Source organism: Bacillus sp. PS196 (assembly GCF_037963555.1).
Classification (GTDB): domain Bacteria; phylum Bacillota; class Bacilli; order Bacillales; family Bacillaceae; genus Bacillus; species Bacillus subtilis.
The window spans coordinates 2,428,280-2,449,366 of record NZ_CP150159.1; the positions used below are offsets into that span (position 1 = coordinate 2,428,280).

19 protein-coding genes are annotated in these 21,087 nt (G+C 45.9%); 3 read left to right on the top strand and 16 right to left on the bottom strand.

Annotated features, from left to right (window positions below; genetic code table 11):
* Positions 1-107: 107 nt before the first annotated feature.
* On the bottom strand, positions 108-2,186 hold the full coding sequence (locus NST79_RS12555) for a sigma-54-dependent Fis family transcriptional regulator (protein WP_004398669.1): 2,079 nt from the start codon (positions 2,184-2,186) through the stop codon (positions 108-110).
* Positions 2,187-2,338: 152 nt separating this feature from the next.
* Here NST79_RS12555 and NST79_RS12560 point away from each other — a divergent pair, with 152 nt between their 5' ends.
* Complete coding sequence (locus NST79_RS12560; RefSeq protein WP_128993134.1) at positions 2,339-2,575, top strand: DUF2627 domain-containing protein; 237 nt, start codon at positions 2,339-2,341, stop codon at positions 2,573-2,575.
* A 41-nt stretch (positions 2,576-2,616) separates the two neighbouring features.
* Here the strand turns inward: NST79_RS12560 and prpB are convergent, their stop codons facing one another.
* From prpB to NST79_RS12605, 9 genes are all read right to left on the bottom strand, one after another.
* Positions 2,617-3,522, bottom strand: a complete 906-nt coding sequence (gene prpB, locus NST79_RS12565) for a methylisocitrate lyase (RefSeq protein ID WP_003230302.1) — start codon at positions 3,520-3,522, stop codon at positions 2,617-2,619.
* A 16-nt stretch (positions 3,523-3,538) separates the two neighbouring features.
* Positions 3,539-4,957, bottom strand: a complete 1,419-nt coding sequence (locus NST79_RS12570; protein WP_080333419.1) for a bifunctional 2-methylcitrate dehydratase/aconitate hydratase — start codon at positions 4,955-4,957, stop codon at positions 3,539-3,541.
* Between the two features lie 14 nt (positions 4,958-4,971).
* On the bottom strand, positions 4,972-6,090 hold the full coding sequence (gene mmgD / locus NST79_RS12575) for a citrate synthase (RefSeq protein WP_192857885.1): 1,119 nt from the start codon (positions 6,088-6,090) through the stop codon (positions 4,972-4,974).
* A 33-nt stretch (positions 6,091-6,123) separates the two neighbouring features.
* Positions 6,124-7,263 carry an acyl-CoA dehydrogenase gene (locus tag NST79_RS12580; RefSeq protein WP_212058860.1) on the bottom strand — a complete coding sequence of 380 codons (1,140 nt, stop codon included), beginning with the start codon at positions 7,261-7,263 and terminating at the stop codon, positions 6,124-6,126.
* A 27-nt stretch (positions 7,264-7,290) separates the two neighbouring features.
* Positions 7,291-8,154, bottom strand: coding sequence for a 3-hydroxybutyryl-CoA dehydrogenase (locus NST79_RS12585; protein WP_014480222.1), 864 nt, complete (start codon positions 8,152-8,154; stop codon positions 7,291-7,293).
* A gap of 24 nt (positions 8,155-8,178) precedes the next feature.
* Positions 8,179-9,360, bottom strand: a complete 1,182-nt coding sequence (locus NST79_RS12590; RefSeq protein ID WP_032730377.1) for an acetyl-CoA C-acetyltransferase — start codon at positions 9,358-9,360, stop codon at positions 8,179-8,181.
* 126 nt (positions 9,361-9,486) lie between these two features.
* Entirely contained in the window at positions 9,487-10,218 is a 732-nt protein-coding gene (locus NST79_RS12595) for a glycerophosphodiester phosphodiesterase (RefSeq protein ID WP_015714234.1), read from the bottom strand.
* Positions 10,219-10,296: 78 nt separating this feature from the next.
* The gene (locus NST79_RS12600; protein WP_212058861.1) at positions 10,297-10,917 is read right to left on the bottom strand and encodes an N-acetylmuramoyl-L-alanine amidase; all 621 of its coding nucleotides are present in this window, start codon (positions 10,915-10,917) and stop codon (positions 10,297-10,299) included.
* A gap of 19 nt (positions 10,918-10,936) precedes the next feature.
* Entirely contained in the window at positions 10,937-11,233 is a 297-nt protein-coding gene (locus NST79_RS12605; protein ID WP_014480225.1) for a hypothetical protein, read from the bottom strand.
* 307 nt (positions 11,234-11,540) lie between these two features.
* Between NST79_RS12605 and NST79_RS12610 the strand changes: the two genes are divergently transcribed.
* Together NST79_RS12610 and NST79_RS12615 are read left to right on the top strand one after the other, a co-directional pair.
* Positions 11,541-11,693 (top strand): hypothetical protein, encoded by a 153-nt coding sequence (locus NST79_RS12610; RefSeq protein ID WP_014480226.1) that lies wholly within the window; start codon positions 11,541-11,543, stop codon positions 11,691-11,693.
* Positions 11,694-11,765: 72 nt separating this feature from the next.
* Positions 11,766-12,884 carry an NADH-dependent flavin oxidoreductase gene (locus NST79_RS12615; protein WP_042976476.1) on the top strand — a complete coding sequence of 373 codons (1,119 nt, stop codon included), beginning with the start codon at positions 11,766-11,768 and terminating at the stop codon, positions 12,882-12,884.
* A 464-nt stretch (positions 12,885-13,348) separates the two neighbouring features.
* Here the strand turns inward: NST79_RS12615 and spo0A are convergent, their stop codons facing one another.
* The 6 genes from spo0A to dxs form a co-directional block, all read right to left on the bottom strand.
* Positions 13,349-14,152, bottom strand: a complete 804-nt coding sequence (gene spo0A / locus NST79_RS12620) for a sporulation transcription factor Spo0A (protein WP_003226427.1) — start codon at positions 14,150-14,152, stop codon at positions 13,349-13,351.
* 275 nt (positions 14,153-14,427) lie between these two features.
* Positions 14,428-15,708: a SpoIVB peptidase gene (gene spoIVB / locus NST79_RS12625; protein WP_212058862.1), complete on the bottom strand. Its 1,281-nt coding sequence runs from the start codon at positions 15,706-15,708 to the stop codon at positions 14,428-14,430.
* Positions 15,709-15,882: 174 nt separating this feature from the next.
* Positions 15,883-17,613: a DNA repair protein RecN gene (recN, locus tag NST79_RS12630; RefSeq protein WP_029317928.1), complete on the bottom strand. Its 1,731-nt coding sequence runs from the start codon at positions 17,611-17,613 to the stop codon at positions 15,883-15,885.
* A 36-nt stretch (positions 17,614-17,649) separates the two neighbouring features.
* Positions 17,650-18,099: an arginine repressor ArgR gene (gene argR / locus NST79_RS12635; protein ID WP_003230265.1), complete on the bottom strand. Its 450-nt coding sequence runs from the start codon at positions 18,097-18,099 to the stop codon at positions 17,650-17,652.
* 97 nt (positions 18,100-18,196) lie between these two features.
* Positions 18,197-19,042, bottom strand: coding sequence for a TlyA family RNA methyltransferase (locus NST79_RS12640; RefSeq protein WP_212058863.1), 846 nt, complete (start codon positions 19,040-19,042; stop codon positions 18,197-18,199).
* Positions 19,039-20,940, bottom strand: coding sequence for a 1-deoxy-D-xylulose-5-phosphate synthase (gene dxs, locus NST79_RS12645; RefSeq protein WP_003245985.1), 1,902 nt, complete (start codon positions 20,938-20,940; stop codon positions 19,039-19,041). Before dxs ends, NST79_RS12640 begins: the two co-directional genes overlap by 4 nt.
* Positions 20,941-21,087 lie beyond the last annotated feature (147 nt).

Genomic DNA, 21,087 nt, shown 5'->3' on the forward strand with positions numbered 1-21,087 from the left:
GTTTCGACTCCGCCTTTTATTATGCAAGTTCCATGCCAGCTCTTAAGGGTGCTGTCATACCAGGTATATTGAAACATTCGTGCAGATGTTTGCGTTTATTCTGCAAATTATTGCATGCCTTCATTTGCAAGGCCATATTTATCCATTTTGTAATATAAGTTCCGAATGCTGACACCGAGAGCTTTTGCTGTTTTTGTCCGGTTAAAATGATGCTTTTCAAGCGTTTGCTGGATCAAATGTGCTTCAAATTTTTCTACTGCGACAGACAGCTTTTCGCCTTCAATATCCGGAAAATCAAAACCTGTTCCCTGGTCTGTGTCATTTTCTTTTTGCTCAAGTTCGAATACAGGCAAGTGATCTTTTTCAATCCATTCCATATGCGGATTCAGAAAAATCATGGCTCGTCCAAGGACATTTTCAAGCTCCCGGACATTCCCAGGCCAATGGTAGGCAGATAAGGCGCGCAAGGCTTGCTGTGAGAGCCCTTTTACATTCCTGCCGTAATCCCGGTTGATCTTTTGGATAAGTCTGACGCTCAATGCTTCAATGTCCTCCAACCGCTGCCGCAAAGGCGGGATGGAGATCGGATAGCGATTGATCCGGTAATACAGGTCTTCCCGGAATGTTCCGTCCGCCATCGCCTTTTCAATATTTACATTTGTCGCCGCGATCACTCTGACGTTGACAGGGATCGCTTTCGTGCCGCCCACTCTGACGATTTCCTTTTCTTGAAGGACGCGCAGCAATTTGGCCTGCATATTTTGTGTCAGCTCACCGATTTCATCTAAGAAAATACTGCCGTTATTTGCTTCCTCAAATAAACCCTTTTTACCGCCGCGCTTCGCTCCTGAAAACGCACCATCCTCATAGCCGAACAATTCTGATTCGAGCAGGTTTTCAGAAAGGGCTGCACAATTCACGCGAATAAATTTATTGTATTTCCGGTCACTTTCGTTATGGATGGCATGGGCGAACAGTTCTTTTCCTGTTCCTGATTCCCCGCGCAGCAAGATGGTTGCCGGTGTTTTCGCACCGAGCTTCGCCTGCTCAAGCGCAACCAGCATTTGCTCGCTTTTGCCGATAATGTCGTCAAACGTGTATTTCGCTTCAAGCGTGCGAATAATTTGTCTGGCGCGGTTAAGCTCCGCTGTCAGCATTTTAATTTCGGAAACATCGTGAATCACGCCGACGCTGCCTTTCAAAATCCCGTCCACAATCACCGGTGCTACATTAACGATGACCTCTTTTTCATTCGGGCCGACCTTCATTCTGACACCGCGGACAGGACGTCTTGTTTCAAGCACCTTTAAATGCATGCTTTCGCCTTCGGAAATATCAGTGTTTGCAGGCTTGCCGATGACTTCTTTTTCAGAAAGCCCCGTCATTTTCGTATACGCTTTATTGATTAGCAGGCCGATGCCGTTTTCATCAACGACAGAAATCGCCTCATCGGAGGATTGAATAATTGCCTCCAGCATCGTACGGACCTGCTTTAAGTTGGTCACTTCCTCTGCCAGCTCGACCGCATCAGTGATATCTTTAAACACACAAAGAGCCCCGAGCAGACGTCCGCCTTCATCAATAATCGGCAGTCTTGTAGTCACAATTTGCAAATGATCGCCTAACAGTTGCTTCTGGTTGTATTCAGGCACTCTTGTTTTTAAAATCCGCGGCATCTTCGTGCTCGGAATCACTTCTTTTATTGGGCGCCCAATGACTTCCTCACGTTTTTTTCCGACCATTTTTTCGGCCATATGGTTAAAGAGAATGATTTCTTCATTGATATCAATAAAAATCATTCCATCATGGGTGGAATTAAAAATTCTGTCATATTTATAGGTTTGCTCTTTTAGCATTTGAATCAGGTGCTGCTTTTCTTCCATCAGCTGAAAAACGATGTATGCCATTTTTCCCGGCATGACAATGGTATCTTCATGCTTTCTTTGAAGGAGCTCGTCAAACACGGCTTGATCGCCGGTAGTATGAATGACGATATCCGGTTTTTGTTGTATGTAAGGTTTCCAATCAGATGATACGGCAATCCCATACTGTTCTGCTTCTTTCAATCCCGGCGCCTCGGGGTCTTTGTCAACTACGGCAATAATATCTATGATGGCTGTTTTAATCAGAATATGTAATAACGCCGTTCCCCTTTTGCCGGCACCTACTATCAGTACCTTTTGCATCCCGATACCCCTTTGTATGAAAAAATTTGCACACCTGTTTATTCCGTTGCAATAATTTGCACAACCCTATGTTACCACGTTTTCTTCTCTTGACAAAATATTTTTTCCGCTGGACAATAAAGGAAATGAAAAGATAAAGGGGTTTTCTGAAGATGAGCCGACTTCTTGCGCTTTTAATATTAGTCATCCCCGGGGCTATTTCTGCTTTAGGCATTAAACTGATGAGAGATACACTTTTCAGCCATACAATCAAGCCATTTTCAGCTCTTTGGCTCCAAGGGTTGTCAGGATTCATCTTTTTTGCGATCGGCCTCTATGTGCTGGCCGGGTTCATTTTATACAGAGACAGAAAACGCAATCAAGTCAGCCCGCGATTCAGAAAACGATAGCTGAAAAAAAGCCGGAGAATGCTCCGGCTTTTTTTGTTGCATTATTCGTCAGGCAAAACGGTCTTGGCAATCGTTTTGTCTAACGCTTCATAGTCATAATAAGAAATCGTATCGTACAGTTCTTTTCGTGTCTGCATATCATGAAGTCCTTCTTTTTGTGAGCCGTGCTCCTTCATCAAACCAAACATCCGCTCACAAGCTTTTGCCGCCGCTCGAAGCGAGGTGACAGGATATATCACCATGTGAAACCCCATATCTTCGAATTCATCGGCACGATAATATGGCGTTTTCCCAAATTCAGTCATATTCGCAAGGAGCGGAACGGGGATACGCTCAGCAAACTGGCGGAATTCATTCTCCGCCTGTAGCGCTTCCGGGAAAATTGCGTCCGCTCCCGCCTCAATGTAAGCCTCTGAACGTTTTATTGCGGCAGCAAGCCCTTCCTGCGCCCTGGCATCAGTACGGGCAACAACAATAAGGGAGGGTGCCGCTTGTTTAATGGCTTTTATTTTTTGCGCCATTTCCTTTATCGGAACTAGCTGTTTGCCATTTAAATGTCCGCATTTTTTTGGGAGCTGCTGGTCTTCTATTTGAACGGCTGCTACCCTTGCTTCAAGCATCTCCCGGGCTGTTCGGGCGGCATTTAAGACACCGCCAAATCCCGTATCGATATCCACAAGCAGAGGCAGATCAGCTGCACGTACAAGATCTTTGGCCCGTTCAGCTATCTCTGCCGATGTGATGATCCCTAAATCAGGCAGCCCCCTGCTGGCTGTATAGGCAGCACCGGACAAATAAATAGCAGAAAAACCGGCTTCTTTCGCAAGCAAAGCGGCCATCCCGTCATGGGCGCCGGGAATTTGAAGAATGTCCGGTGCTGACATCAGCTTGCGGAAACGCCCTGCAAGCTCCTCTTGTGACGATTGCTTATTGACGATCCACGACATGAAACAAATCCCCCTTTTACATGCAGAACATGTCTACGAATTCATTTACGCGCATCGTTTGTAATGTCTCATAGCTGGTACAGCGCTCATAAATGTGTTTGTGCTGTTTATCAGGAAAATGGGTTTTGAGATTGTCAGAAAACTTTTCCAGCAGTTTCGGCACTGCTTCCTCTCTTCGAAAACGATGGCCGAGGGGAAACTCACATTCCACCATTTCCGTGCTCGTTCCGTCTTTAAAATGAACCTGAACGGCATTTGAGATGGAACGTTTATCAGGTTTCAAATAATCCTCGGTATATGTTTTATTTTCAGTCACTTCCATTTTATCACGAAGTTTATCTATTCTCGGATCACTCGCTGTTTCAGCTTCATAATGCTGTGCGGTGATATCACCAAAAAGCAAACCGATTGCTGTAATGTATTGGAGGCAGTGATCACGGTCTGCCGGATTGTGGAGCGGGCCTTTTTTATCAATGATTCGGATAGCGGATTCATGCGTTCTGATGACAACTCGGTCAATCTCATCAATCCGGTTCTTTACCTGCGGGTGAAGAATGACGGCGCACTCCGCCGCTGTCTGGGCGTGAAATTCCGCAGGATAAGACACTTTAAATAACACATTTTCCATGACATAAGCGTCGAGCGGACGGGCAAGCTTGATCTCTTTCTTATTGAATAAAACGTCTTGGAACCCCCAACCCGGTGCACTCAGGGCTGTCGGATAACCCATTTCCCCTTTTAACGACATCAGCGCCAAATGAACACCTCTGCTCGTTGCATCTCCTGCCGCCCATGATTTACGCGAGCCTGTATTTGGTGAATGGCGGTATGTCCTCAATGCTGCATTGTCAATCCATGCATTCGAAAGCGCATTTTTGATTTCTTCTCTTCCGCCGCCCAAAAGCTTTGCCGCAACAGCGGTTGTCGCAACTTTGACAAACAGCACATGGTCAAGGCCAACTCGATTTAAGCTGTTTTCTAACGCCAGCACACCTTGGATCTCGTGTGCTTTGATCATCATCTCAAGTACGTCGCGTACTGTTAACGGCTCTTTTCCTTCAGACAGCCTCACTCTTGATACATAATCAGCAGCGGCAAGGATTCCTCCCAAGTTATCGGATGGATGCCCCCACTCCGCCGCCAGCCACGTATCGTTGTAATCGAGCCAGCGAATCATGCAGCCGATATTAAACGCTGCCCTCACAGGATCGAGAACATATGACGTTCCCGGCACTTTGCTTCCATTCGGCACAGTCGTTCCTGGAACAATCGGGCCAAGCAGCTTTGCGCATTCCGGATACCGTAGCGCCAAGATCCCGCAGCCCAGGGTATCCAGCAATACATGCCCCGCTGTTGTATACGCTTCGGCACTAGTAATCTCTTTCTCAAGCACATAGTCTGTGATTTCTTCGATAACACGATCCGTTTTCGGCATTCTACCAGTTCCTTTCATGGTTTTGTTTGATATCGCGGGCCCATGTAACTGACACGGGGACGGAAGAGCCGATTATTGGTATGCTGTTCGATCACATGGGCGCATAAACCGGACGTTCTCGCGCTGAAAAAGATCGGCGTATATAAAGGAATCGGTATGCCGAGCATCCAATACACTGGGGCAGCATAGTAATCCAAATTCGGGTAAAGCCCTTTTTCCTTCTCCATCAGCCGCTCACCCGCTTCGCACATCTCATATAAACGATGGTCACCGGCTTTATCGCATAATTGCTGCAGCGCCTCTTTCATCATGAGTGCTCTCGGGTCCATTTTTTTCATATACACCCGGTGGCCGAAGCCCATGATTTTTTCTTTTCTTTTCAGTTTTGTTTGCAAAAGCTGCTCAAAATCAGATGTCGTTTTTGCCTCCAAAAGCAAATACATCACAGCTTCGTTTGCTCCTCCGTGAAGATTCCCTTTCAGGGAAGCGACAGCCCCAGTCAAAGCCCCATAAAGATCTGAATGTGTAGATGCAATGACCCTGGCCGCAAAGGTTGAATTCGGCATCTCATGCTCACTGTACAGGACGAGCGACCGGTCAAAAATCTGTTCTTCCAATGAAGACGGCAATTTCCCTGTCATCATGTAGAGAAAATTCGCACTGTAGGATAGGGTTTGAAGCGGAAGAATCGGTTCTTTCTTATTAATGATCCTGTAGCTGGCAGCAGTGAGGGCAGGCATTTTCCCAAGAAGCTGATAGGCGCGTTCTTTGTTTGCGGAAGGAGACCGATCATCAATTTGCCGATCATAGCCAGCAAGTGCCGACAGGCCGGTACGCAGACTATCCATTGGATGAGTGCCCTCAGGGAGCAGCTCAAGCAGACGGAGATGATCAGCAGGCAGGCTTGAGGCACTGTTTATTTTACGTTCCAGCGTCTCCATTTCACTTTCTTCTGGCAGCCTGCCCTCCAGCAATAAATGGACAAGCTCCAGATAGCTTTTTGTTTCAGAAAGTTCTATTAAATCATAGCCTCTTATCAAAATCTGGCTGGACTGCGTGTCAAGATAAGAAATATGAGTTTCTGCCGCAATCACACCGTCCAACCCTGGAGAATAATGCTGTTTCTCCTCCATATCCTCAACCTCCGTTTTTGCGTTTTTTGTCTATCAGGTTCCGCCAAGCAAATACTTGGAAATAATCAGTCTTTGAATCTCGTTCGTCCCTTCATAAATTTGCGTCACCTTTGCATCGCGAAGCAGGCGCTCAACTGGATAATCCTTCATATAGCCATATCCCCCATAAATTTGAACGGCGTCTAACGCCGCCTTTACGGCTGCATCGGAAGCAAATTGTTTAGCCATAGACGCTTCTTTTCCACAGTTTAGGCCGCGGTTATGAAGGTCTGCAGCGTGGTAGACAAGATGTCTTGCCGCCTCAGCTCTAGTCGCCATATCAGCCAGCTTAAATGAAATGGCTTGATTGGCTGCGATCGGCCTTCCAAATTGCACTCGCTGCTTCGCATAATCAACGGCATGCTCAAGAGCCGCCTCTGCAATTCCGAGGGCCTGTGCCGCAATGCCGATCCGACCGACATTTAAATTCGCCATGGCAATGTGAAAGCCATCCCCCTCTTTGCCAAGCAAATTGGCTTCAGGCACTTCTGCATTATCAAAAATCAGTTCCGTAGTATTGGAGCCATAAAGCCCCAGCTTTCTTTCTTTTTTTCCAACGGTAAAACCGGGTGTGTTTTTTTCAACAATAAAAGCCGAAATCCCGTGCCTGCCTTGATCTGGAGCTGTTAAAGCAAATGTGATATAGATATCAGCTGCTCCGCCATTCGTTATGAATATTTTCGATCCGTTTAATAGATATTTGCCGTTCTTTTTGATTGCTGTTGTGCGGAGGCTCCCGGCATCCGACCCCGAGTGAGGCTCCGTTAGTGCAAATGCGCCCAAATGGTCTCCTGACGCGAGCTTTGGTATATATTTCATCTTTTGCTCTTCGTTGCCGAAATACAGAATCGGATTTGTGCCGACCGAGGTATGAACGGAGAGAATCACGCCGACAGCCGCGCTGATTCTAGAAATCTCATGAATTGCCAAAATATAAGAAACAACGTCCGCTCCGACACCGCCGTATTGTTCCGGCACCGGTATTCCCATCAGTCCGTGTTTACCCATTTTTTTGATCAGCTGAAAGGGAAATTCGTCCGTTTTCTCCATGATTTCCGCAGCGGGAGCAATTTCTTTTCGTGCAAAATCACGCACCATTTTTCGCATCATGACTTGCTCTTGGGTTACATGCAACTCGGCCACCCCCGGATGGAATAGACTTCAGGAAGTCTTCTCCTCATAGTCATAAAAACCGCGTCCGCTCTTTTTGCCAAGCCAGCCTGCTTTGACATACTTGCGGAGCAGCGGGCAAGGACGGTATTTGGAATCGCCAAGGCCTGAGTGAAGGACTTCCATAATTGATAAACACGTATCCAGTCCGATAAAATCCGCTAATGCAAGCGGACCCATCGGATGATTCATGCCCAGCTTCATCACTTCATCTATTGCCTCCGGCTTCGCCACTCCCTCATACACGCAATAGATGGCTTCATTAATCATTGGAAGAAGCACACGGTTGGAAACAAACCCAGGAAAATCATTGACTTCTACCGCTGTTTTCCCCATCTTTTCCGCTAATGCCATAACATCTAAGGCCGTTTCTTCTGATGTAGCCAAGCCTCGAATCACTTCTACCAGCTTCATTACAGGGACGGGATTCATAAAATGCATGCCAATAACCCGTTGAGGCCGGTTTGTTACAGCAGCGATTTCTGTAATAGGCAAGGAAGATGTATTGCTGGCCAAAATCGTATGAGGCGGGCAAATGCGATCAAGTGTTTTAAACATCTCAGTTTTTGCCGCCATGTTTTCTGCGATAGCCTCAATCACAATGTCCGCATGCTCTGCCTCCTCAAGCGTTTGAGAAATCGAAATGCGGCTGATTACGCTCTTCACTTCCGTCTCGGTCCTTTTTCCTTTCTCAGCATCACGGGCCAGCTGTTTCTTCAGCCGTTTCAATCCTGCCTCCGCGGCCTCTGGATTCACATCATACATCCGCACATAAAAGCCCGCGTCGGCGGCTGTTTGAGCAATTCCGCTCCCCATCTGACCTGCGCCAGCTACCATGATTTGTTTGATTTCCATTCAAATCCCCTTTTTCATCATGTTTTAATGAACCTGCACTAAGACGGCGTCTCCCTGTGCTGCCCCGCTGCAAATAGCGGCAACGCCCAGACCCCCTCCCCGGCGCTTTAATTCATAAACAAGCGTCATGAGAATTCTCGCCCCGCTCGCGCCGATCGGGTGGCCGAGCGCGATCGCACCGCCATTCACATTTACTTTTTCAAGATCGAAACCTACGATTTTTTCACATGTCAAAACAACTGAAGCAAAAGCTTCATTTACTTCAAACAAGTCAATATCTTGGACAGTCAAACCGTTCTTTTTCAGGAGCTTGTTAATGGCAAACCCCGGCGCTGCCGCCAGCTCGTGCGCTGGCATTCCCGTAGTTGAAAAACCAAGAATTGTAGCCAGAGGCCGTTTGCCAAGCTCAGCAGCTTTTTCCTCAGACATCAGCACGAACGCGCCGGCTCCGTCATTGACCCCGGGAGCATTGCCGGCTGTGATAGAACCGTCACTTGCAAAAATCGGAGCAAGTTTCGCGAGCTGATCCAGACTTGTGTCACGGCGAATCGCTTCATCTTTATCAACAACGTTTGGTTTTCCTTTTCGGCCGATCCAGTTGACGGGAACAATTTCATCCTGAAACTTCCCTTCATCGGCGGCCTTAGCTGCCCTTGCATGACTTCTCAACGCCCATTCGTCCTGCTCTCTTCGTGAGATTGCATATTCCTTGGCAGCTGTATTTCCGTGAACAGCCATGTGCACCTCGTCAAATGCGCACGTTAATCCGTCATACACCATTAAGTCCCTAAGCTCGCCGTCTCCCATCCGTGCTCCCCAGCGCCCGGCGGGAACGGCATACGGAATATTGCTCATGCTTTCCATCCCCCCCGCAACAAGTATGTCCGCATCCTGCGCCCGAATCATTTGATCACATAAAGTGACAGCGCGAAGGCCGGAAGCACAGACTTTATTCAGTGTTTCTGAGGGCACACTCCAAGGCATTCCCGCCAGACGGGCAGCTTGACGGGAAGGTATCTGCCCTGAGCCGGCCTGGACAACCATGCCCATGACGTTTCCTTCTACATCATCTCCAGAGACTCCAGCCTGTTGCAGCGCCTCCTTCATCACAATGCCCCCAAGCTCAGCAGCTTTCACCTCTTTCAAAACTCCGCCGAATTTGCCAAATGGAGTTCTTGCAGCACTTACAATGACTGTTTTCCTCATGGTTTCACCTCATTCAGAAGATAGACAGCGCTTACAATTTCTAGTTGTCTTCTATGAATGTATGCTTTGAAACGGGCATGAATGAATGAAAAAAGAAGGCTGCGTCAAACAGCCTCCTTCTAACAACTATTCATTTTTCAGCAATGCCGAAGCCTTTTCTGGAAAGTCGGTAAACATGCCGTCTGCTCCCGCTTCAATGAGACGCTTCATATCTTCCGGACGATTGACTGTATACGGCCTTACCTTAATCAAACCGTTCCTCATTTTCTTCAGTACTTCATCTGTGACCCCTGGGCTGTTTAACTTCGGGTGATAGCCGGAAGCCGGAATAGACGCGATATATCGATCTGCCTGATAAAGCACATCTGAAGTTAATACTGCCCGTTCGATATGCGGTGCAAGCCGGGCGCACAGCGCCAAGCTGTCATGATTAAACGTGGATAGGATGACTCTGTCCTCTACATTAAATCGCTTCACTGCCTCCAGCACTTTTTCTTCCATTCCCTCATAGCGGATCACGCTGTTTTTTAATTCAATGTTGATGAGAAAATCCTTTTTTACCGCCCACGAGAGCACATCTTCTAGCAGCGGCACTTTTATATCGCTGTACGCTTGATCGTGACCAGCGGCCGCATTCGCAGTCTTTACCTCATCATAGGCTGTATCCTTCACGAATCCTTTAAGTGATGTCGTACGGTTAAGTCTTTCATCATGAATTACAACAATGCGTCCGTCTTTCGTCAGCTGTACATCAAGCTCTATCCCATCCGCTCCGGCTTCAATTCCTTTTTCAAATGCAAGCATTGTATTTTCGGGAAATTGACCTGAGGCCCCCCGGTGGGCAAAAATCTTTGTCATCGTTTCACCTCAAACCCTAAAGTTTTCTCCATTATACTTATTTTGTCGGCTCCACTCTAGGATTAAGGCTGTATCAATCTACTGATCATAATAAGAATCAATGCCGTTGACAATCGCATCTGCGGCCTTTTGCTGGTATTCTTCACTTCCCAGCTTGTCCGCATCAGAGCTGTTAGTGATAAACCCAAGCTCCGCCAACACACTTGGCATTTGTGAATATGTAATGACGTAAAAGTCTGATTCTTTCACGCCTCTGTCTCTCGTTTGTAAGGATGAAACGAGCTGTGACTGAATATCGGATGCCAGACGCCGGCTGTTCTCCCCTTCATAATCAGATTGAAAATACGTTTCTGTTCCTGAAGCTGAAGCAACCCCTGAATTCACATGAATGCTGACAAAAAGGTCAGCCTGATTGGCACTTGCCTTAGCCACTCTTTCCTCCAAGGTCAGAAAATGATCGTCAGACCGGGATGCAACAGGATTGGCTCCCTCCTCTTTTAGTTTGTCCGTCACATGCTCTGAGACAGCCAAATTAATATCCTTTTCAAAGAGCCCGTTTCCGACCGCTCCACTGTCTTCACCGCCGTGTCCGGCATCAATATACACTGTTTTCCCTTCTATCGGCTCTGTTGCCTGTGCACAAGGCGCGAGCGTCAAAGCCAATCCGCACAGCGCCAAGCTCCTCCATAACATTCTCAACTTACTCCCTCCGGTCTTTTTATGACGAGTTCTTTCGCAGCTGAATATCTTCCAGCTGTAAAGTTCCATTATCCTTCTTTGTATATTTCACCAGGACATGTGTCTGATCTGGCAGTGATTCACATTCATCACGTTTATCCTTCGGAACTTGTATCATGGTTTCTTCTCCATTAAGAGAAACCGCAATCGTATGAGGATCAGCCGAGCCAATGTATTTTCCCTCTTCGGTAAACCTTGGCACTGAGTCATCCGCACTTGCAACACTGCACCCCGAAAGAAAGAGCGCAGTAAACAGCAAAAGAACCGTTTGTTTCACATGACCACCTCTTCCTGATGTTTGGCTTTTATCTTTGACCAGAATGGCGAATTTGTAAAGACAACGCGAATGCAGGCGAGCAAGTTCCATGATTTTCAAAAGGGTTATACGACCCGATCATTTCCTGTTGTTAGAAAGATAACGAGCAGATTTGTCTATGAGGATGGCTCTAATTGAGGTGCCAATTAGAAAAAATTAGCGGAAAGAAGCAACTTTTTATTCATTTTAAAAAATTTGAGAATAGGGTGAGCAAATCGTTTGACGGGTGGGTCAGCCAAGCGTAACCTTTTAAAGGATATTTACTTTATTGAAAGAAGTTAAAGCCATGAAAAAATTCGTTCTGCTGCTGGCGGCAGCTGTCATCACATGCTCCATCGGCCACCAAATCAGCGGCGGCTACAAAGGCCCCGAAAAAGAGCGGCGAAAACATCACTCTGCACTCAAGATATTCAGTCGGTAAAGCAGATCAATTGCATTAATTTTTACATATAGGCTAGAATATGTGCGAATCCAAACGAAAGAAGATGATCAAATGAATCCTAAGTATAAGCCACTTTTTGAACCATTTACGTTTAAAAGCGGCGTTACAATCAACAACCGGATCGCAGTAGCACCGATGACTCATTACGCTTCTAATGAAGACGGTACAATATCTGAAGCGGAGCTCGACTACATCATCCCCCGTTCAAAAGAGATGGGAATGGTGATTACAGCCTGCGCAAATGTTACACCGGACGGAAAAGCATTCCCCGGGCAGCCGGCCATCCATGACGATTCCAACATTCCAGGTTTAAAAAAGTTAGCACAAGCCATTCAGGCACAAGGCGCGAAAGCTGTTGTACAAATTCATCACGGCGGTATTGAGTGCCCGTCTGAGCTCGTTCCTCAACAGGATGTTGTGGGGCCAAGTGACGTGTTTGATAACGGCAAACAAATTGCTCGCGCATTAAAAGAAGAAGAAGTGGAAAACATTGTGAAGGCGTTTGGAGAAGCGACAAGACGCGCCATTGAAGCCGGCTTTGACGGTGTCGAAATTCACGGTGCAAACGGCTACTTAATTCAGCAGTTTTATTCTCCGAAAACCAACCAGCGCACGGATCGCTGGGGAGGAAGCGATGAAAAACGATTAGCCTTCCCGCTCGCTATTGTCGATGAAGTGAAAAAAGCCGCTTCAGAACATGCGAAGGGTGCGTTCTTAGTCGGATACCGCCTGTCTCCGGAAGAACCTGAGACACCGGGATTGACAATGACTGAAACTTATACGCTTGTTGATGCTTTAGGAGATAAAGAATTGGATTATCTTCATGTCTCACTGATGGACGTGAACTCAAAAGCGCGCCGCGGTGCAGATCCGACTCGCACACGCATGGACTTATTGAATGAACGTGTCGGAAACAAAGTGCCGCTGATCGCCGTCGGTTCCATCCATTCCGCTGATGACGCGCTTGCCGTCATCGAAAACGGTATTCCGCTGGTCGCTATGGGACGCGAAATTCTAGTTGACCCTGACTGGACGGTAAAAGTAAAAGAAGGCCGTGAAAAGCAAATCGAAACAGTGATCAAAGGCACAGATAAAGAAAAATATCATTTGCCTGAACCGCTATGGCAAGCAATTGTGAACACGCCAGGCTGGGTGCCTTATAAAGATTAATGTGCAAAGACTGCCGAAACGATTCGGCAGTCTTTTTTCCCTTTATATAAATAGTTTGTGTACACATCTAAACAGCAAAAGAAAGAGCTCCCCGCCAACTTCGAAAAGAAAATCCAGGAAAAACCCCTCACGCTTTCTTGCTTTTTTCTTTTTCATTCGTACGTCTCCTTTTTACATGAATACGCCTTACTTACGATTTTGCAGGAGAAAGGTTTCATTTTATAACGGACACATCTAGGGTCGATCATGCTCGTGATCCTATAAGATGTATGAATGGACCAAGAGTGCAGGTAATACCGCCATTTGCTTTCCTTACTTTTCAAACCCATCCTTTACTATATGCGGGTACTTAATATTCTTCTCCCATACTAACAAATGTCCCCAAAACAAAACGCCTCCTATTTATCAGCGCAAACTAATAAATAAAAGACGTTTGATTTAATGACCACTTAATAAGCTCATGTTTAAGAAGCCTTATGCTCTAACCTCAGCTTATCCGCAACCATTGCAATGAACTCCGAATTTGTCGGTTTAGCTTTTGTCATGCTGACAGTATAACCGAACAACGAGGAAATGGAATCAATGTTTCCTCTGCTCCATGCCACTTCAATTGCATGACGGATCGCTCTTTCTACACGGCTTGCGGTTGTGTTAAATTTTTTGGCGATGTCCGGATAGAGGACTTTTGTAATGCTGCCGAGCAATTCGATGTCATTGTATACCATTGAGATTGCTTCGCGCAGATAGAGATAGCCTTTAATATGGGCTGGGACGCCGATTTCATGGATAATGCTTGTGATGCTCGCGTCGAGATTTTTCTTCTTTGGTTCAGGCTGGCTGCTGCGTATAATACTGCTTTGCGATGATGGCGCACGATGCGTCACACTGCTGGCATTTCCGCTGACCTGGCGGATATGGCCGACAAGGTTTTCCATATCAAACGGTTTGAGAATAAAGTAGGACGCGCCTAAATCGACGGCCTTTTTCGTGACATCTTCCTGCCCAAAGGCTGTCAGCATAATGACATTCGGCTGTTTTTTCAGATCTGATTCCCTCAGCCTCTCTAAAACCGCAAGTCCGTCTAAATGCGGCATAATAATATCTAATACGAGCACATCGGGATCTTTTTCTTTAAACAGCGACAGGCATTCCTGTCCGTTATAAGCAACGCCGATCACTTCCATGTCTTCCTGTCCTTCTATATATTCACTTAACAGGCTTACCAGCTCTCGATTATCATCAGCAACACAAACTTTAATTTTCTCCACGTTTCTTCCTCCCCAAATGTAGTTAACAGGATTCACCCTTGCTACATGTTTACATTCGACAAAACCGCTATATACCCTCTAAAAAAATCATAATCACCAATATTAGTGGCATATCTTTGTTATTCTATGTTTTTCTCTGTTTTTCGACTAAAAATGAAATTTGACAAACAAGGAAACGTGAATTTGTCGAAAAATCTTCTTTTGTATATTTTACCGTATGTATTCTGAGAAGTGAAGAGGGATCAAAATAAAAAAACTGCCGGAAACTCCGGCAGTCAGCTTGCTTTTTCTTTTCCATAAATATCGATTCCTGCTTCTGACAGCATCCATTCAATATGAACACCGTAGCCGCTTGTCGGGTCATTTACAAATACATGGGTGACAGCACCGATCACTTTTCCATTTTGAATAATCGGGCTTCCGCTCATCCCCTGTACGATGCCTCCTGTTTCTTTCAACAGCCTTGGATCGGTAATTTTCAACACCATTCCTTTTGTCGCAGGGAATTTTTGCGGCGTTGTGCTGACGATTTCAATATCGAATTTTTCTACTTTGTCATCATCAATAACCGTTAAAATTTCAGCCGGCCCTTTTTTGACTTCGGTAGAAAACGCAACCGGCAATGCTTGATCTGATATGTTGTTTTGAATCGGCTGATGCAGTGTGCCGAAAATCCCAAACGGGCTGTTTCTGTTAATATCCCCGATCGTTTTGCGTTCTGAGGAAAATCGCGCCAGTTTTTCTCCCGGATTACCGCCTGTCCCTTTTTCAATTGATGTTACAGTGGATTTAACAATTTCTCCATTCTCCACTACAATTGGTTTCTTTGTGTCCATATCGGAAATCACGTGGCCAAGTGCTCCGTATTTTTTTGTTTTCGGTTCATAAAAGGTCATAGTGCCTATGCCGGCAGCAGAATCTCTGATATATAACCCGATTCTGTATTTGCCTTCTCCTTCATCCTTTTCTGGGATCAGCTTCGTTTTGATTTTCTGTTTATCACGTTTGATCAGTAAGTCTAAAGATTCACCAGTTTTCCCAGCCTTTTGAATAAATGGGGCTACATCATTCATTTTTTCAATTTTCTGTCCATTCATCTCAATAATGATGTCGCCCGCTTCAATTCCTGCCGTTTCTCCCGGAGATTTTTTGCCTTCACTTGTATTGATTTGATGAAATCCGACGACAAGAACACCGACGGAATGAAGTTTTACACCGATTGATTGTCCGCCAGGTATAACTTTTAAATCAGGAAGAACATGCACTTTTGTTTTTTTAATTGGAAATCCGGCAAGATCATATACCAATTCTGACTCACCTGATTTTTTGCCCGTCACCTTGATTTCATGCGGATCTTTCTTTACTGTAAACGCTTCTGAGGATTCTGATGTCTGAGCGTTTACCGATAAACTCGTTTCAATCGCTTGTGTTTGGGTTTCAAATACTCTCATTTGCGTTGGAATCAGTAAATATTCTTTTAGCGGTTTGCATAAACCTATGCTTAATAACGAAACAAGGAGAATTAAACCTACTGCTTTTCTGATGTTATCGGGCATTCACTACTTCACTCTCCTCGCTCCTATCCCACACCTTCTTTATGACTTGCTGCTACATCATTTAATTTTGCCTTCTGACGGCTTATTTATAACTGTCATATGAAGAAAAACATTGGATATACTGATGAACGAATGGATGTGCACGAAAAAAATAAGCTGCGCTTCTCGCGCAACTTACCCAGTTGTTTTGACTTGATCCGCTTGTTTTAAAAGTTCTTTCGCATGGCGTTTCGTTAAGTCGGTTACTTCGACACCTGCAATCATGCGCCCGATTTCCGCTACCTTTTCCTGCTTAGAGAGCGGCTTGACACGTGTCGTCGTTCTGCCGTCTTTTAACTCCTTCGCAATATAAAGATGCGTATCGGCCATGGCAGCCACCTGAGGGAGGTGTGTAATACACAGCACTTGTGATCCTATTGACACCTTATGGATCTTCTCAGCGATTGCCTGTGCGACCCTGCCGCTTACACCGGTATCAACCTCATCAAAAATGATCGATGTCACATCCTGTTGTGAGGAAAAAATGCTTTTTATGGCAAGCATCACCCGTGACAGCTCTCCACCTGAAGCGACTTTCGAAAGGGATTTCAGCGGCTCGCCTGTATTGGTTGAAATTAAAAACTTCACCAGGTCAATCCCTTGTTCAGTCAGCTGAACGGGCTGGCCGTTTACAAGCGGCGCCTCTTCATTGCGTGACGCTGTTCTGACCTTAAATTCCGTATCAAAAGTTGATTTTTCCATGTACAGGCTTTTTAATTCCCGATGAATCTCATCAGCCAGCTTTTTCGCCCATGTTTTTCGGATTTGTGACACATTTGCCGCTTCCACTGCGACATCTTTGCCGACGGAGTCAAGCTCCTTTTTCAAGCTTTGAAGGTGGCTGTCCCTGTTTTCAATTTGGTCAATCTCTTCTTCAATTTTAGAAGCATATTCCAAAATGTCTTCAACAGTGGCACCGTATTTTCGTTTCAGCTGTTTGATTTCATTAAGTCGCGTCTCAATATAGTTCAGGCGTTCCGGATCAAATTCAAGCTCATCCAGCATATTTCTCATCTGAAATGTGGCATCCTCAAGCAAATAGTAGGAGTTCGAAACACTTTCAGACATTTTTTTCAGCGGTTCGTTTATATCAGATATATCTTCAAGCTGCGCTGATGCCATTCCAACCCAGTCCAATCCGCCCTGCTCACTGCGAAGCGCGTTATATGCATTTTGCAGCGACTCATATATCTTCTCAAAGTTTGAAATTTGCTGGCGCTCTTCTTGGAGCTGTTCATCTTCGTTAAGCTCAAGCTTTGCCGATTCGATTTCTTCGAGCTGAAATTGAATAAGATCAAGACGATGGGCCATTTCCTGTTCGCTTTCAGAAAGCTGCTTAAGCTTTTTGAGCAGCTTCATATACCGCTGGTACCCTTCCTGATACGTTTTAAGCGCGCTTTCCACTTCGGCCCCGGCAAACTTGTCCAAAAGCTGGAGATGATTTTCGTCTTCCATTAACAGCTGGTTATCGTGCTGCCCGTGAATATCTAATAAAAGCCTGCCGATCTCTCTTAGCGAAGCAATCGTGACAAGCTTGCCATTGACACGGCAAACGCTTTTCCCGCTCGTGCTGATATCCCTTCTCATGACGATCATTTCGTCTGAAACGTCGATTCCCTGCTCAGCGCATACGCCTAAAACAGGATGGCCGCTCTCCAACAGAAACAGCCCTTCAAGTTCGGCTTTTGCTTCCCCATATCTAACAAATTCAGATGATCCGCGGCCTCCGACTAAAAGAGAAATGGCATCTATGATGATGGATTTGCCGGCTCCGGTTTCTCCTGTTAAAACCGTAAGCCCGCGTTCAAAAGAAACCGTCAGTTCCTCAATAATGGCAAAGTTTTTAATCGATAGTTCAGCTAACAAACAGCATTACACCTCTTATCTTTGTTAGATTTTCTGTTACAGCAGTTCAAGGAGTCTGTTTTTTACGCCTTCTGTATCTTCAGGAGTCCGGCAAATAATTAAAATCGTATCATCTCCGCAAATGGTCCCCATCATTTCATCCCAGTCCAAATTGTCCATCAGCGCCCCGATTGCCTGGGCATTGCCCGGCATCGTTTTCAGCACAATCATATGGCTTGCTGAGTCTATTTTCACAAATGCGTCCATCAATGCCCGCTTTAGCTTTGACAGCGGATTGAAACGCTGGTCCGCCGGAAGACTGTATTTGTAAGAACCATTATTCGTAGGCACTTTCACAAGGTGAAGTTCTTTAATATCCCGTGATACCGTGGCCTGCGTTACTTTGTATCCATCCTGCTTTAGCATGTCGACCAATTCATCCTGCGTTTCGATTTCATTGCTTGTAATGATCTCTCTGATTTTAATATGCCTCTGGCCTTTGTTCATGTAAGCACCTCTATTTCCAAGCTTATCTGTTCTTTTATGTTATATGATTCTCTGCACATTGTACATGAATGCAGAAAAAAGGAATAATAGCGCCCTATTATTCCAGTACATCTGCTTTTTTTTCTTTTAACGTCTTATGTGCTTCTTCTACAACGCGCATGATCTCTTCTTCTGGCAGCTCCTGACCTTCCTGTCCCTCTCCCGGCCAATGCAAATGAAGGAGAAACTCAATATTTCCGTCTCCTCCCGTGATTGGAGAAAATGACAACCCTTTACAGATATAGCCTTCAGCGGCAGAAAAACTGATCATTCGCTTGAGCACATCAGCATGCACTTTAGGATCTCTGACAATCCCTTTTTTGCCGACGGATTCCCGTCCCGCTTCAAACTGAGGCTTAACTAGAGCCATGCAGTCGCTGCCCGGTACGAGCAAAGTCCTTAGGACAGGCAGGATGAGCCGCAGTGAAATAAAGGACACATCAATTGTGGCAAACTCCGGCATGCCCTTTGTAAAGTCTGCCGGTGTTGCATAACGAAAGTTCGTCCGTTCCATCACGACGACCCGTTCATCCTGTCTAAGCTTCCACGCAAGCTGATTATAGCCTACATCCACAGCGTATGACTGTTTAGCTCCATTTTGCAAAGCGCAGTCCGTAAAACCGCCGGTGGAGGAGCCAATATCAATCATAATTTTATCTTTGACAGAGACGGGAAATTCCTTCAACGCTTTTTCGAGCTTTAAGCCGCCCCTGCTCACATACCTCAACGGGTTTCCTTTGACGGTTAACGGAAGGTCGCGGTCAATTTTTTCTCCAGGCTTGTCCAAGCGGTTTTCGTTTGAATAGACGATCCCCGCCATAATGGCTCTTTTGGCTTTTTCACGCGTTTCCGCCAGCCCTCTTTCCACTAATAATACATCTAATCGTTCTTTCTTTGACGTCATGATCCAATTCCTTTGTGTGTCTTTGGCGGCATCAGTAATCTAATACGATTTGCCACCTGCTGTTTTGTCAGTCCAATTTCCTCAAGAAGCGCTGTTACACTTCCGTGTTCAATAAACCGATCAGGTATACCCATTCTGTCAATCGGAGTATGATATTCACCTTGATCATGAGCGAATTCTAAAATCGAGCTTCCGAAACCGCCTTCTAAGACCGCTTCTTCAATTGTTAAAATTGGCAAGCCTTCTTTTAGGATACTCTTCATCATCTTTTCATCAATCGGCTTAATAAAACGCGCATTCACAACGCGCACGGAAAGGCCTTCTTTCTGCAGCTCTTCGGCTGCTTCAATCGCCATTTCGATTGTTGTGCCGAATGTTAAGATGACAGCATCGTTCCCTGGACGCAGCACCTCCCACGTACCGATCGGAATCGTTTTCAACTGTTCATCCATTTTTACGCCGAGTCCGTTTCCGCGCGGAAAACGCATCGCTATCGGGCCTTCGTCATAGCTAAGTGCTGTATGAACCATGTGCTGGCCTTCATTTTCGTCTTTCGGCATCATTAAGACCATGTTTGGAATGTGGCGCATAAACGCAATATCAAACACGCCTTGATGTGTCTCTCCATCAGCGCCAACGAGTCCTGCACGGTCAATTCCAATAAACACATTGGCGTTTTGGCGGCAGATGTCATGGACAACTTGGTCATATGCCCTTTGCAGGAAGGTTGAGTAAATCGCCAAAAACGGCTTCATACCCTGCATTGCCATAGCTGCCGCCATCGTTGCGGCATGCTGTTCTGCGATTCCTACGTCGAACATCCGGTCAGGGAATTCCTTTGCGAAACCTTCAAGCTTTGAACCGACAGGCATAGCCGGCGTAATGGCTACAATGCGTCCGTCCTCGCGCGCCATTCGCTGCACAGTTCCGCTGACAAGACCGCTCCACGAAGGAGCTGCGGCTTTCGGCTTTACAAAGTCACCGGTATTAATTTTATATGGTCCGGTACCATGCCATGTCCCAATCGTATCGGTCTCAGCCGGTTTGTACCCCTTCCCTTTTTTCGTGATGACATGCAGAAGAACAGGGCCTTTTGTTTTTTTGGCGTATTGAAGATTCTCAATCAGCTCATGATAAGAATGTCCGTCCACTGGGCCCAAATACGTAAAACCGAGCTCCTCGAAAAACATTCCGGAGACGAGCATGTATTTCAGGCTGTCTTTGACTCGTTCCGCCGTGGCGGCAAGCTTGCCCCCAACTGCCGGAATCTTTTTAAATAAGTATTCAAGCTCATCTTTGACCCACTGGTATTTCCCCGCAGTACGGAGCCGTCCGAGCATAGAGTGAATGGCACCAACATTTGGCGCAATACTCATTTCATTATCATTAAGGATGACAATCATGTCTTTTTTCTCGTCGCCGATGTGGTTAAGGGCTTCGAGCGCCATACCGCCGGTCAGCGCGCCGTCACCAATGATCGGAATAATATATTCATCCGTTCCTTTAATATCACGGGCAGCTGCCATTCCCATCGCGCCTGACAGAGAAGTCGAGCTGTGCCCGGTTTCCCAAACATCGTGCTCGCTTTCACTCCGCTTTGGAAATCCGCAAAGCCCTTTGTACTGGCGAAGCGTCGCAAATTCTTTTCCGCGTCCTGTCAGCAGCTTATGGACATACGACTGATGGCCTACATCCCATAAAAATTTGTCTTTCGGGCTGTTAAATTCCTTATGCAGGGCGACAGTAAGCTCTACGACACCTAAGTTTGGGCCGATGTGGCCGCCGGAAGCGGATAAACTTGTAATTAAAAACTGACGGATTTCATCACTTAATTTCTCTAATTCATCAATGGACATGTTTTTTAAAAACGACGGGTCCTGTATTGATAAAAGATCCAAAGCGGATCAACTCACTTTCAGCATGAATTTCTGCAATGATACATGTCTTTTGCATGCCGAGCTGACAATAATCTCAGACATAAAAAAAGACAAACGCGCTTTTCCTTTTCATTTTTCATATAAACTGCTTACATTTTACCATATCTC